The following is a 13,197-nucleotide window of genomic DNA, read 5'->3' on the forward strand; positions in this document are numbered from 1 at the left end:
GCGATTTGAACCGCAAATCGTCCCCGATTCACCCCTCGAGCGACGGCCCTTTGGCCGCCGCTCGGGGCAGGATTGGTCTCCCGAACGCGGGCGTCATGGGACGATCATGCCGCGAGGCGCAAAAACGCCGAACGAATCTGATGCGCGGCCGGGCCGCGCACCCGGCCCGACCGAAGGCCGATGGATTTCAGCCCATCGTCTCCAGCTCGTCGATCATGCCGGCGATCACGGACAGGCCGCCGTCCCAGAATTTCGGATCCTTGGCGTCGAGCCCGAACGGCCGCAGCAGCTCGGAGTAATGCTTGGTGCCGCCGGCGGCGAGCATGTCGAGATAGCGTTCGGCGAAACCGTCGGATGCGTGCTCGTAGACCGCATAGAGCGAGTTCACCAGGCAATCGCCGAACGCATAGGCGTAGACGTAGAACGGCGAGTGGATGAAGTGCGGGATATACATCCAGAACGTCTCGTAGCCCGGCTTGATCTCGATCGCCGGCCCGAGGCTCTCGCCCTGCACGCTGAGCCACAGCTCGCCGATCCGCTCGGCGGTGAGCTCGCCATTCTTGCGCTCGGTGTGAACCGCGCGCTCGAATGAATAGAACGCGATCTGTCGCACCACGGTGTTGATCATGTCCTCGACCTTGCCCGCGAGCAGCGCCTGGCGCTGCTTGGCGTTCTTGGTCTGCGACAGCAGCCGCTTGAAGGTCAGCATCTCGCCGAACACGCTCGCGGTCTCCGCCAGCGTCAGCGGCGTCGGCGCCATCAACGCGCCGTTCTTCGCCGCCAGCACCTGATGGACGCCGTGGCCGAGCTCATGCGCCAGCGTCATCACGTCGCGCGGCTTGCCCTGATAGTTCATCAGCACATAGGGATGCGCCGACGGCGTGGTCGGATGCGAGAACGCGCCGGGCGCCTTGCCGGGACGGACCGGCGCATCGATCCAGCGATCGCTGAAGAAACGCTCGGCGATCTCGGCCATCCTGGGCGAGAAGCCGTTATAGGCCGAGAGCACCATGTTGCGCGCCTCGGGCCAGGCGATGGTGCCGGTCGCCGCGAACGGCAGCGGCGCGTTGCGGTCCCAGTGCGGCAGCTTCTTCTTTTTGAACCAGCCGGCCTTCAGCGCATAGTAGCGGTGCGACAGCTTCGGATAGGCCGCGCGCACCGAGGCGACCAGCGCATCGACCACCTCGCGCTCGACGCGGTTGTTGAGATGGCGGGAATCCGCGACATCCTGGAAGCCACGCCAGCGGTCGGAGATTTCCTTGTCCTTGGCGAGCGTGTTGGTGATCAGCGCGAAGGTGCGCTCATTGTCCTTGAAGGTCTTGGCGAGCGCCTGCGCCGCCGCCTTGCGCTTGTCGCCGGCCTTGTCCTGCAACAGGTTCAGCGTCGGCTCGATCGCAAGCTCCTTGCCCGTGACCTTGAAGCGCAGGCCGGAGATGGTCTGGTCGAACAGCCGGTTCCAGGCCGCGTAGCCGCTCTGCGCCTTTTCATGGAAGAGCTGCTCGACGCGATCCTCGAGCTGGTACGGCTTGTCCTTGCGCAGATCCTCGATCCACGGCCGGTAGTGGCCGAGCGTCGGTTCGGCCATCGCGCGCTCGATCACATCGTCGTCAACCCGGTTGAGCTCGAGTGAGAAGAACAGCAGGTGCACCGACGCGGCGGTCAGCCGTTCGGAGATGTCGCCGTAGAATTTCGAGATCGCGGGGTCGACGCTGTCGCCGGCATGGACTAGGCCGGCATAGGAGCCTAGACGGCCAGCCAGATCGTCGATCGCCTCGTAGCGCCCGATCGCCTCGGCCAGCCACTTTCCGCCGCCTTCCTTGGCGGTATTTTCGGCAAGCTTGCCCTTGTAGTCGGTCTCAAACGCGACGCAATCTGCATCCATTTTCTGCAAATCGCGCGCAACTTCCGGCGCGTCGATACCGGAGTAGAGATCTGCCAGATTCCATTCCGGGAGCTTGCCGGTCTTGCTGGCTGCCTGTTTCGCCGCCGGGCCGGCCGCGGCCGGTTTGCGTTGTGCGGCCGTCTTGCGCAACGCGGCTTCCTTGCGGACAGCGGCCTTGCTGAGAGCAGATTTGCCGGGAGCAGACTTCGAGGAGGCAGTTTTGGAGCGCGAGGTCATCTTGTTCGTAACCTTACTTCAGTCGGAAAGATGTCGGCGGCGGCGGAATGAAAGCGGGTTCGCAAGGTTTAAGAGTGCGTTAATCGGCATCGGCGACATTGCCCCGATTCGAGACAAATAAACGTAGCGTGCGGGGAAAACCATGGCTGCCACCATTTTGATCGCCGATGATGACGCAGTACAGCGTCGTTTGGTTGAAAACATGGTGCAGAAGTGCGGCTATGAGCCCCTCGTCGTGGACAGCGGCGACGCGGCGATAGCGGCCCTGACCGCATCCGAGACGCAGGCGATCGATGCCGTCGTGCTCGACCTCGTGATGCCGGGCCTCGACGGTCTCGGAGTCCTCGCAAAAATACGTGAAGCTGGTTTGAACGTCCCGGTCATCGTGCAGACCGCGCATGGCGGCATCGACAATGTGGTGTCGGCGATGCGCGCCGGTGCCCAGGATTTCGTCGTCAAGCCGGTCGGCTTCGAGCGGTTGCAGGTGTCGCTGCGCAACGTGCTGAACGCGTCGGCGCTGAAGGGCGAATTGCAGCGCATCCGCCACAGCCGCGAGGGCCGGCTGACCTTCTCCGACATCATCACCCGCAGCGAGGCGATGGCCGGGGTGCTGCGCACCGCGCAGAAGGCGGCATCCTCGACCATCCCGGTGCTGATCGAGGGCGAATCCGGCGTCGGCAAGGAACTGTTCGCGCGCGCCATTCACGGCAGCAGCGAGCGCAAGGCCAAGCCGTTCGTCGCGGTGAACTGCGGCGCGATCCCGGACAATCTCGTCGAATCGATCCTGTTCGGCCATGAGAAGGGCGCCTTCACCGGCGCGACCGAACGCCACCAGGGCAAGTTCGTCGAGGCCCATGGCGGAACCCTGTTCCTCGATGAGGTCGGCGAATTGCCGCTGGCCACGCAGGTGAAACTGCTGCGCGCGCTGCAGGAGGGCACCGTCGAGGCCGTCGGCGGCCGCAAGCCGGTCAAGGTCGATGTCCGAATCATCTCGGCGACCAACCGCAAGCTGCTCGATCTCGTGAAGGCCGGCCAGTTCCGCGAAGACCTGTTCTATCGGCTGCACGTGCTGCCGCTGACCATCCCGGCGCTGCGGCAGCGGCGCGAAGACATCCCGCATCTGCTACGGCATTTCCTGGCGCGGTTCTGCGCCGAGGAGAACCGCAACATCACCGGCATCAGCGGCGATGCGATGGCGCATCTTTCGCAGCTCGATTGGCCGGGCAACATCCGCCAGCTCGAGAACACGGTGTATCGCGCCGTGGTGATGAGCGACGGCGACCAGCTCGGGCTCGCCGACTTCCCGCAAGGGGCGGCGCATCCAGTGCCGGAAGGCAAATCGTTGCAGGGCGAGCCGCTGGTGGTGTCGCCGTCTACGGCGCCCGCCATGATCTCAGGTAATGAGATACCGGTCGCAACCATCCTCCCCACGGCAGGCGGCCTGTCGATGCTCAATGCCGCCGGCGAGGTGCGCCCCTTGGAAGATCTCGAGAACGAGATCATCCGGTTCGCGATTTCGCATTACCGCGGCCAGATGTCGGAGGTCGCACGGCGCCTCAAGATCGGCCGCTCGACCCTCTACCGCAAGCTGGACGAAGCTGCGGCCGGCACCCGCACCAGCGACGCCACATGAAGCTCTGAGGCCGACACGGCCATACCAGGGAACCTTTTGAACCGTGTCGTGGCGGTGACAGACAAAGGCTGTGCCGCGTGGCAAAAACGCACGGCCCGAGCGAAATCAGCCGCTTCGAGGTCAGTTTGTCGTGAGTTGCCCCGCATGGCGCTGGCTGCATAAGAGGGGCAAATGTATCGTCTGCGTTAATTGCGTGCAGGCGTGCGAGTCGTTCGAGAAGCCGGCGCTTTCGCGCAAGCTATGAAACCGAATACCGATTTGAACTGTTCCAGACTCTCTGGGGGGCAGTTCCACCCAGGGGGTGCGAAAATGCGTGACTGTTCCAACAACCGTCGAGGATTTGACCGCGTCTTGATGGCCGTCGCGGCGACCTTCCTCACGGTGTCCGCGAGCTCGGCCTTCGCGCAGGACACGCCTCGCTCCAGTGCCTCGGAACTCGCGATCGACGCCGCGATCCCGCGCCCCGAACCGGCCAATGTGCCGCCGCCCACTGCCAGCGATTTCAAGGCCGACACTACCGCCGCGCTGCCCGACGCAGCCAAGCCGGCGGACGTGAAGCCCACAGACGTGCAGGCGACCGAGGCCAAGCCCGTCGATACAAAGCCGGCAGAACCGAGCGCGACGGCAAAGGCGGTCGAGCCGAAGCCCGCCGATATCGCGACCGCGCCGGCGACCAAGCCCACCGATGCACCGAAGACCGATACCGCGGTCGCGCCGGCTGCAGCCGCACCCGCCCCTGCAACCGCAACGGCACCTTCCGCAAACCCGGCGCCGGCAACCGCAACGGCGCCCGCCGCAGCGCCCACTCCCGCGACGGCCGCAGCGCCCGCGGCTGAGCCCGCGAAGGCTGCCAGCAACGTTGCCGCCGAGGATCAGCCGGTCGCCGACAAGCTGCGCGAGCAGCTCGCGGGCAAGTCGCTGCGCACCTTCGATCGCAAGAACGAGCGCGCCGCCGCCGAGAAATTCTACTCGACGCGCGACTACGCGCCGGTCTTCACCAAGGCCGGCAAGCTGACCGACGCCGGCAAGGGCGTCATCGCCCGCCTAAAGGATGCGGCCGCCGACGGCCTCGATGCATCGGACTATCCGGTGCCGGATTTCGCCGCTGCGACGACGCCCGATGCGCTGGCCGACGCCGAGCTGAAGCTCGCCGCCAGCATGCTGGACTATGCACGCCAGGCCCAGAGCGGTCGCATGCATTGGTCGCAGGTGTCGGCGGACATCCTCTATCCGGAGCATCCGATCGATCCGGCCGAGGTGTTCGCCAACGTGACCTCGGCCAAGGACGCCTCCGCCGCGCTCGACGGCTACAACCCGCCGCAGAAGCTCTACAAGGAGCTGAAGAAGAAGCTCGCCGAGCTGCGCGGCCAGGGCGACGGCCCGGTGATCACGATCGCCGACGGCCCCGCGCTGAGATACGTCCCCGCGCGCAAGAAGCAGGCCGCGGTCGAGATGGACGATCCGCGCGTGCCGGACCTGCGCAACAAGCTCGGCGTCACCGAGGATGCCGATAGCACGAAGTACGACGCGACGGTGGCGCGCGCCGTGGAGAAATTCCAGAACAGCGTCGACCTCAAGCCGACCGGCGTGCTCGACGAGCGCACAGTGAAGGCGCTGAACAATCCGAAGCGCGACCGCCAGATCGACACCGTGGTCGTCAACATGGAGCGCTGGCGCTGGCTGCCGCGCCAGCTCGGCGCCGCCAATGTCGGCAATGCCTATGTGATCCTCAACATCCCGGACTACACGCTGAAGGTGATGCAGAACGGCGCGCAGGTCTGGACCACGCGCGTCGTCACCGGCAAGCCCGGCCAGCACGCCACGCCGCTTCTGACCGAGACGATGAAGTACATCACGGTCAACCCGACCTGGAACGTGCCGCCGTCGATCATCTACAACGAGTATCTGCCGGCCCTGCAGCAGGATCCGACGGTGCTGCAGCGCATGGGACTGAAGCTCGAGCGCAACCGCGACGGCTCGATCCACGTCTCGCAGCCGCCCGGTGAAGCCAACGCGCTCGGCCGCATCCGCTTCAACTTCCCGAACAAGTTCCTGGTCTATCAGCACGACACGCCGGACAAGTATCTGTTCGCGAAGGACGAGCGCGCCTTTAGCCACGGCTGCATGCGCGTGCAGAATCCGGATCAGTACGCCTCCGTGCTGCTCAACATCACCGAGCCGAACCAGCACTACACGCCGGAGCGGATTCGCAGCATGTACGGCTCCAGCGAAGTCGATCTGAAATTCCCGACGCCGATCCCGGTCAACATCACCTACCAGACCGCGTTCGTGGACGACGGCGGCAAGCTGCAGATCCGCAGGGACATCTACGGCCGCGACGCCGCCATGCTGTCGCTGCTCAAGAACGGCCGCGGCAAGGATCTCGAAACCGTGGTGGCGCACGCCCAGCCGAGCTATTCGCGGCCGCCGAGCAGCAGCCTGCCTCCGGGCGTCAACGTTGCCGGCGACAACAGCGGCTTTGGCTCCTCCGGACCGAACTTCTTCGAGCGCCTGTTCGGTGGATTCGGCCAGCCGGAGCCGCAGCCGGTCCGCCGCGGCCAGGCCCAGCAGCAGCGGCGGGTGATTACCCGCTAATCTGCCCCGCCGCCCGATTGCGATAAATTTTGAAGCAAAATCAACGATCTCGCTCAAAAAGCGAGATCGTTTACGTTAACCATTTCCCATGGCGTCCGGGGAACAGGGCTATCTTTTGCCACACTCGCCCAGTTAGTTAAGCCTAACTTGGGGGCGGGTCGGTAAACCTCGGTTAACCCTCCCGCTTTAAGAAAGCGTTCACCGTCTTCCGCAGGGGGTCTGCGAAGGATGCCGACCGAACGCTCGTCGACTGGGTGGGCTCATAGTGCTGGCTGTCTTCGCACGCCGCTACAAACCGCTGTCGCTGCCTAAGGCCGGATACCAAGTCGGCCTGACCGCGCTATTGCTGTTGGCGGGCGCCGGCTCGGTGCACGATGCGACCGCGCTGAACCAGACCCGCACCCTCTCCTTCCACCACACCCATTCCGGCGAAGACCTCACCGTCACCTTCAAGCGCGATGGCCGCTACGACGAAGCCGCGCTGAAGCAGCTCAATCACTTCCTGCGCGACTGGCGCTCCCAGGATGAGACGGTGATGGACCGTCATCTGTTCGACATCCTCTGGGAAGTCTACAGCGACGTCGGCGGCAAGCAGCCGATCCAGATCATCTCCGCCTATCGCGCCCCTGCCACCAACGCCATGCTCCGCCGTCGCTCCTCGGGCGTTGCGCGCCACAGCCAGCACATGCTGGGCCATGCGATGGACTTCTTCATTCCGGGCGTGCCGCTCGAACAGATCCGCTTCGCCGGCCTGCGCCTGCAGCGCGGCGGCGTCGGCTTCTATCCGACCTCGGGCTCGCCGTTCGTGCATCTCGACACCGGCGGCATTCGCCACTGGCCGCGGATGACCCGCGAGCAGCTGGTGCGGGTGTTCCCGGACGGCCGCACCGTCCACGTCCCGACCGACGGCACGCCGCTGAAGGGCTATGAGCTTGCCAAGGCCGACATCGAGCGCCGCGGCAATGGCGACGATGCGGCTGTTATCAGCAAGCCGACCCTGTTCGCGAAGCTGTTCGGCGGCGGCAAGTCGAATGACGATGAAGACGAAGGCGCGGCCAGTGTGAACGACAAGCCCGCCACCGCCGCCGTGGTTGCGGCCGCAGCTCCCGCCAAAGCCGCCGATCCCGTTCCGCTTCCGCGCGCCAAGCCGCAGTTCGCCGCCGCCATCCAGCTCGCCGCCGCCGACGCCCAGCTCGTCCCGATGCCGAAGGCCAAGCCCGCGGTGCAGGTGGTGCAGACCGCGGAGAACACCGAGCCGCAATCGCCCGCCGACATCATCAACGCTCGCGGCTTCTGGGGTGACGAATCAGCGGCGCCGAAGCAGGCATCGGCCGCGCAGATCGCCGCGCTGAAGGCCCGTGAAGCCGTCGGCGGTGCCGACCCGCAGACCACCGCCAGCGCGACCCAGAATTTCAACAAGGCGCTCGCCTATGCGCCGGCCTCGTCCTCGCCGGTCGATCGCGCCAACATCGTCGCCGCGACCGCGCCGATCCCGCGCAACGTGCGGCCGACGCGCAATGCGGCCGCGCCGGCCACCGAGATCAACACCGTGGTTGCGAAGGGCACGCCTGGCCAGGGCGTGATCACGACGTCGGCGCGGATCTCGGCCGCCAAGGGCAACGACATCTGGATGCGCGTCGTGATGCTGGCGCCGAGCGCGAGCAGCGGCATGCTGACAACGGTGCTCGGCGACACCGACATGAGCATGATGCGACAGCACTTCGTGAAGCCGCAGGCCGCCGTCGCCATGACCTTCTCGGACGATCCGATGATGGGCATGACCTGCGATCACTTCTCGGGCTCGGCGACCACCCTGCTGACCACCCAGTCCTTCGTGCTGCGCACCGCCTCGCTGCGCTGAGCTTCTGCCGACGACGTCACTGCATCAGCCGATCAGGCCGGCAGCCCTGCCTTGAGCAAGCCAGCCTCGTAGCGCGCCCGGTCGGGCTCGCGCTTGTAGTGCTGGGTTGCGAGGTGAGCTGCGACCGAGAAGCTCGGCTCGCGCTTCAGCACCTCGGTCGCATGGGCTGAGGCCGCTACCGAATTGCCCATCTGCGCCAGCGTTGCGGCAAGGAAGGCATGATGGGTGTGGTCGGGCCGCGTGATCCGCGAGAACGCCTCGGCCGCGTCGGCGTATTTCTCGGCGCAATAGCAGGCCCGGCCGAGATGACTCCAGAAGCGCTCCGGATGGAACGGGTTGAGGCGCATCGCCCGCTTGATCCAGTCGATGCCCTCCTCCGGCCGCCCGAGCCAGGTCAGCAGCTCGCCCTGCTGCACCACGACCAGATCGTAGTTCGGATTGAGCGCGAGCGCGCGCTCCTGGTGGAAGGCCGCCTTGTCGTGGTCGTCGCGGTTGAGGTTCAGCGCGGCGAGGATCCGGTGCACGTCGCTGTCATTGTCGTCGAGCTTGAGCGCGATCTCGAGCTCAGATGCAACCTGCGCGAAGGTCGCGTCGCGGTCCTCGCACCAATTGTAGACCCAGGTCTGGCCGAGCACGCAGGCCCGCCAGGCGTGCGCATGGGCGTAGTTGGGATCGAGCAGGATGGCCCGCTCCAGCAAACGCTGCGCTTCCGCATTATCATCGCGCGCCGAGCGGTGATGCAGAACCTTGGCGGCCAGCACGCACTCATAGGCCGCCATGTTGTCGGTCGGCTTGCGCTTGACGCGGTCATGGGCGGCGGCCTCGACGCGGCCCGGCAAGATCGCCACGATCGCGCGCGTCATCTCGTCCTGGATGGCGAATATGTCGGCAAGCTCGCGGTCGTAGCGTTCGGCCCAGACGTGCCGGTCAGCCTCGGCATCGATCAGCTGCACCGTGACGCGGATCCGCCCGCCCGCCTTGCGCACGCTGCCCTCCAGCACATAGTCGACCGCGAATTCCTTCGCGACGTCCTGCACCTTCACCGCCTTGCCCTTGTACACGAAGGTCGAGTTGCGCGAGATCACGAGCAGATCGTGGAAGCGCGACAGCTCGGTGATGATGTCCTCGGTGAGGCCGTCGGCGAAGAATTCCTGCTCGGGGTCGCCGCTCATGTTGGCGAGCGGCAGCACCGCGATGGAGGGCTTCTTGGCGACGACGGGACCGGCCGCAGCATTCGGCTGCTCGGTCGTGGATTTGCCGCCCGATTCGAGATGGACGCGGAAGACCCGGATCGGGCGCGCGATGTTCTTGACGGTCTGGTCGCCGAGATCCTCGAAGCTCAGATCTTCCAGACGATCGCCGACCTGGTCGCGGACCGCGCCGGAAATGCAGATGCCGCCGGGCTCGGCCAGCGTCTCCAGGCGGGACGCGACATTGACGCCGTCGCCGAAGATGTCGGCACCGTCGACGATCACATCGCCGAGATTGATGCCGATGCGAAACTGCATCCAGCGCGCCGGCGCGACGTCGGCGTTGCGCTTGGCCATCCGGCTCTGCACCTCGGCCGCGCACAGCACCGCATCGACGACGCTGTGGAATTCGACCAGCAGGCCGTCGCCGGTGGTCTTGATGATGCGGCCGCGATTCTTGCTGATGGCCGGGTCGATCAGTTCGATCCGATGGGTCTTGAGGCGCGCAAGGGTGCCCGTCTCGTCAGCCTCCATCAGACGGCTAAAGCCGACCATGTCGGCGGCGAGAACCGCAGCGAGCCTGCGCTCTGGTCCTGGCACGTCCATCTGAACGATCTGCCTGGTTACCTCGCCGGCAATCTAGCAAATCCGGCGATGTCACCCAAGCCTCGACAGAGGCTCGATGGAAGCCTTCGGGAGTACCTTGGGCGGGCAGCCTGATGACGCCAGGCGGCCGCCTGCCGCCTCAGAGCATCCCCAGCGCCTGCATATAGGTCTCCAGAATGGTCTCCTGCTCCTGGCGCTCGTTGGCATCCTGCTTGCGCAACCGCACGATGGTGCGCAGCGCCTTGACGTCGAAGCCGTTGCCCTTGGCCTCGGCATAGACGTCGCGGATATCGTCCGAGATGGTCTTCTTTTCCTCTTCCAGCCGCTCGATGCGCTCGATGATCGACCTGAGCTGGTCCTTGGCAAATCGCGTTGCGGGTTCATCCTGAACGGCGGCAGACGTGGTGGCCATCGCGTACTCCTGAAATGGCAATGAAATGTCGCGCGAATACGCGCCACGCGCACCGCTTGTTGCGGGCGACCCTCGATTTTGGAGCCCGCTCCGTCAAGGAAACATCGCGCTCATCCACAGCGCGCCCACAGGAATGCGGACGGCCACGGAACTGACGCCACATGGATCGGGAATTAATGCCCGCTTTGGGCCTTCTTCATCGCCGCGAGCTGCTCCGGCGTCGCGCTGCCCTGATACTTCGCCTTCCACTCCTCATAGGGCATGCCGTAGACCGCCTCGCGGCTCTCGTCCTTGCTCACCGCAAGGCCCTTGGCGTCGGCCTCTTCCTTCATCCAGTTGGACAGGCAGTTGCGGCAGAAGCCGGCAAGGTTCATCAGATCGATATTCTGCACATCGGTCCGGTTGCGGAGATGATCGACGAGGCGCCGAAACACGGCGGCCTCGAGTTCCGTTCTGGTTTTGTCGTCAATGCTCATGATCGTGATCCCGGTGTGATGCGCTCACCATATTGATATCAGGTGGGAATTGTCACAGATTTTGCCATATCGACGCGCAATACGGACCTGTCCGGCCACCCTTGCCACGGTCCCACAGCGTGTCCGGACTGGCGCCCGCCCGTTGACAGTGCCTGCCCGGCACGCGAAATCGACAATGATTTGATATAGCCTCGCCGCATGAGCCCAACAGATTCTCCCGCCTCAGCTCCCCGCAGCATCCGTCTGATCCTGGCCGGCATCCTGCCGGTGCTGGCGCTGGTCGCGGCGTGCCTGTGGACCAGCCCGGCGGCCGCCGATTTCCGGCTCTGCAACAACACCTCGAGCCGGGTCGGGATCGCGCTCGGCTACAAGGATGCCGAGGGCTGGACCACGGAAGGCTGGTGGAATGTGTCGTCGCGGACTTGCGAGACCCTGCTGCGCGGCAATCTTGTGGCGCGCTACTACTACATCTACGCTCTCGACTACGATCGCGGCGGCGAATGGTCCGGCCAGGCCTTCATGTGCTCGCGCGACAAGGAATTCACCATCAAGGGCACCGAGAACTGCCTGGCGCGGGGTTTTGACCGCACCGGCTTCTTCGAAGTCGACACCGGCGAGCAGCGTGCATGGACCGTCCAGCTGACCGAAGCCAACGAACAACAGCCGCAGAAAGTACCGGGAATGCCGGGCGGCGTGGGCCCCGGAGGCCCCGGAACGATGCCGGGCCTGCCGAACCCGCCACCGCCGCCGGGCGCAGCGCCTCCGGGCGCGTCTGGTCTGCCGCCAGCCGCGCCACCCGGAAACAAGCAATGAGACGCCTGCGCCGAATCAAGATCCTCGCAACGCTCGGCCCGGCCTCCTCAGACAGCGCGATGATCCGCAAGCTGTTCGAGGCGGGCGCCGACGTGTTCCGCATCAACATGAGCCACACCCCGCATGACAAGATGCGGGAGCTGGTCAAGACCATCCGCAACGTCGAATCGAGCTACGGACGGCCGATCGGCATCCTGGTCGATTTGCAGGGGCCGAAGCTGCGGCTCGGCTCGTTTGCCGAAGGGTCGACCCAGCTCAAGAACGGCCAGAGCTTCACGCTGGATTCCGACAAGACGCCGGGCGACAACAGCCGCGTCCAGCTGCCGCATCCGGAAATCCTGGCCGCGCTCCGGCCCGGCCATGCGCTGCTGCTCGACGACGGCAAGGTGCGGCTGATCGCCGAGGAAACCTCGCCCGACCGCGCGGTCACCCGCGTCGTGATCGGCGGCAAGATGTCGGACCGCAAGGGCGTCAGCCTGCCCGACACCGACCTGCCGGTGTCCGCGATGACGCCCAAGGACCGCGCCGACCTCGAAGCCGCGCTGCCGGAGGGAATCGACTGGGTCGCGCTGTCCTTCGTGCAGCGCGCCGAGGACGTGATCGAGGCCAAGAAGATGATCCGCGGCCGCGCCGCCGTGATGGCCAAGATCGAGAAGCCGCAGGCGATCGACCGCCTCGCCGACATCATCGAGGCGTCGGACGCGCTGATGGTGGCGCGCGGCGATCTCGGCGTCGAGCTGCCGCTGGAGCGGGTGCCGAGCCTGCAGAAGCAGATGATCCGGATGGCGCGCCGCGCCGGCCGGCCGGTGGTGGTCGCGACGCAAATGCTGGAATCGATGATCCAGGCGCCGGTGCCGACGCGCGCCGAAGTCTCCGACGTCGCCACCGCCGTCTACGAAGGCGCCGACGCCATCATGCTGTCGGCGGAATCCGCAGCCGGCAAATTTCCGGTCGAAGCGGTCTCGACCATGAACCGCATCGGCGAGGAAGTAGAGCGCGACCCGACCTATCGTAGCGTGATCAACGCGCAGCGCGTCGATCCCGAGGCGACGGTGGGCGACGCCATCGCCGACGCCGCGCGGCAGATCGCCGAGACGCTCGACCTGTCGGCGATCATCTGCTGGACGTCATCGGGCTCGACCGCGATCCGCGTGGCGCGCGAGCGGCCGAAGGTGCCGGTGGTCGCGATCACGCCGAACCTCGTCACCGGCCGCAAGCTGTCGGTGGTGTGGGGCGTGCATTGCGTGGTTGCCGAGGACGCGCACGATCTCGACGACATGGTCGACCGCGCCGGTTCGATTGCATTCCGCGACGGTTTTGCCAAGGCCGGCCAGCGCGTCATCATCGTCGCCGGCGTGCCGCTGCGCGCGCCCGGCACCACCAACATGCTGCGCATCGCCTCCGTCGGACCGAAGGGCGACGCGCAGCTGTAGATTCGCGTTTTGACACGTTTTCCTCACGTGAACCGGTGCGCACTTCGCGCGAAAACGCT

General features: G+C 65.7%; 9 protein-coding genes. 5 read left to right on the plus strand and 4 right to left on the minus strand.

Features of this window, described 5'->3' with window-relative positions; all coding sequences use genetic code 11:
* Positions 1-187: 187 nt before the first annotated feature.
* Positions 188-2,119, minus strand: coding sequence for a M3 family oligoendopeptidase (locus XH92_RS38080; protein ID WP_194456625.1), 1,932 nt, complete (start codon positions 2,117-2,119; stop codon positions 188-190).
* A 142-nt stretch (positions 2,120-2,261) separates the two neighbouring features.
* On the opposite strand from XH92_RS38080, the gene XH92_RS38085 reads away from it, so the two are divergent.
* The 3 genes from XH92_RS38085 to XH92_RS38095 all read left to right on the plus strand — a co-directional run bounded on the left by XH92_RS38085 (position 2,262) and on the right by XH92_RS38095 (position 8,208).
* The gene (locus tag XH92_RS38085; RefSeq protein WP_194456626.1) at positions 2,262-3,752 is read left to right on the plus strand and encodes a sigma-54 dependent transcriptional regulator; all 1,491 of its coding nucleotides are present in this window, start codon (positions 2,262-2,264) and stop codon (positions 3,750-3,752) included.
* Positions 3,753-4,061: 309 nt separating this feature from the next.
* On the plus strand, positions 4,062-6,347 hold the full coding sequence (locus XH92_RS38090; RefSeq protein WP_194456627.1) for a murein L,D-transpeptidase: 2,286 nt from the start codon (positions 4,062-4,064) through the stop codon (positions 6,345-6,347).
* Positions 6,348-6,612: 265 nt separating this feature from the next.
* Positions 6,613-8,208, plus strand: coding sequence for a DUF882 domain-containing protein (locus tag XH92_RS38095; protein WP_194456628.1), 1,596 nt, complete (start codon positions 6,613-6,615; stop codon positions 8,206-8,208).
* Between the two features lie 32 nt (positions 8,209-8,240).
* Here the strand turns inward: XH92_RS38095 and XH92_RS38100 are convergent, their stop codons facing one another.
* The 3 genes from XH92_RS38100 to XH92_RS38110 form a co-directional block, all read right to left on the minus strand.
* Positions 8,241-10,004 carry an adenylate/guanylate cyclase domain-containing protein gene (locus XH92_RS38100; RefSeq protein ID WP_194456629.1) on the minus strand — a complete coding sequence of 588 codons (1,764 nt, stop codon included), beginning with the start codon at positions 10,002-10,004 and terminating at the stop codon, positions 8,241-8,243.
* A 139-nt stretch (positions 10,005-10,143) separates the two neighbouring features.
* On the minus strand, positions 10,144-10,416 hold the full coding sequence (locus XH92_RS38105; RefSeq protein WP_050422683.1) for a DUF2312 domain-containing protein: 273 nt from the start codon (positions 10,414-10,416) through the stop codon (positions 10,144-10,146).
* A 173-nt stretch (positions 10,417-10,589) separates the two neighbouring features.
* On the minus strand, positions 10,590-10,892 hold the full coding sequence (locus XH92_RS38110; protein ID WP_076862154.1) for a DUF1244 domain-containing protein: 303 nt from the start codon (positions 10,890-10,892) through the stop codon (positions 10,590-10,592).
* Between the two features lie 198 nt (positions 10,893-11,090).
* Between XH92_RS38110 and XH92_RS38115 the strand changes: the two genes are divergently transcribed.
* Both XH92_RS38115 and pyk read left to right on the plus strand, forming a co-directional pair.
* Positions 11,091-11,705 (plus strand): DUF1036 domain-containing protein, encoded by a 615-nt coding sequence (locus XH92_RS38115; protein ID WP_194456630.1) that lies wholly within the window; start codon positions 11,091-11,093, stop codon positions 11,703-11,705.
* Positions 11,702-13,138 (plus strand): pyruvate kinase, encoded by a 1,437-nt coding sequence (pyk, locus tag XH92_RS38120; protein WP_194456631.1) that lies wholly within the window; start codon positions 11,702-11,704, stop codon positions 13,136-13,138. The genes XH92_RS38115 and pyk overlap by 4 nt, the downstream gene beginning before the upstream one ends.
* The last annotated feature ends 59 nt before the right edge of the window (positions 13,139-13,197 follow it).

The organism is Bradyrhizobium sp. CCBAU 53421 (genome assembly GCF_015291625.1).
Taxonomy (GTDB): Bacteria; Pseudomonadota; Alphaproteobacteria; order Rhizobiales; family Xanthobacteraceae; genus Bradyrhizobium.

Bases quoted from the DNA above. Each gene is read 5' to 3' on its own strand.
- XH92_RS38080 (WP_194456625.1), bottom strand. From the start codon at position 2,119: ATGACCTCGCGCTCCAAAACTGCCTCCTCGAAGTCTGCTCCCGGCAAA.
- XH92_RS38085 (WP_194456626.1), top strand. From the start codon at position 2,262: ATGGCTGCCACCATTTTGATCGCCGATGATGACGCAGTACAGCGTCGT.
- XH92_RS38090 (WP_194456627.1), top strand. From the start codon at position 4,062: ATGCGTGACTGTTCCAACAACCGTCGAGGATTTGACCGCGTCTTGATG.
- XH92_RS38100 (WP_194456629.1), bottom strand. From the start codon at position 10,004: ATGGACGTGCCAGGACCAGAGCGCAGGCTCGCTGCGGTTCTCGCCGCC.
- XH92_RS38105 (WP_050422683.1), bottom strand. From the start codon at position 10,416: ATGGCCACCACGTCTGCCGCCGTTCAGGATGAACCCGCAACGCGATTT.
- XH92_RS38110 (WP_076862154.1), bottom strand. From the start codon at position 10,892: ATGAGCATTGACGACAAAACCAGAACGGAACTCGAGGCCGCCGTGTTT.
- XH92_RS38115 (WP_194456630.1), top strand. From the start codon at position 11,091: ATGAGCCCAACAGATTCTCCCGCCTCAGCTCCCCGCAGCATCCGTCTG.
- pyk (WP_194456631.1), top strand. From the start codon at position 11,702: ATGAGACGCCTGCGCCGAATCAAGATCCTCGCAACGCTCGGCCCGGCC.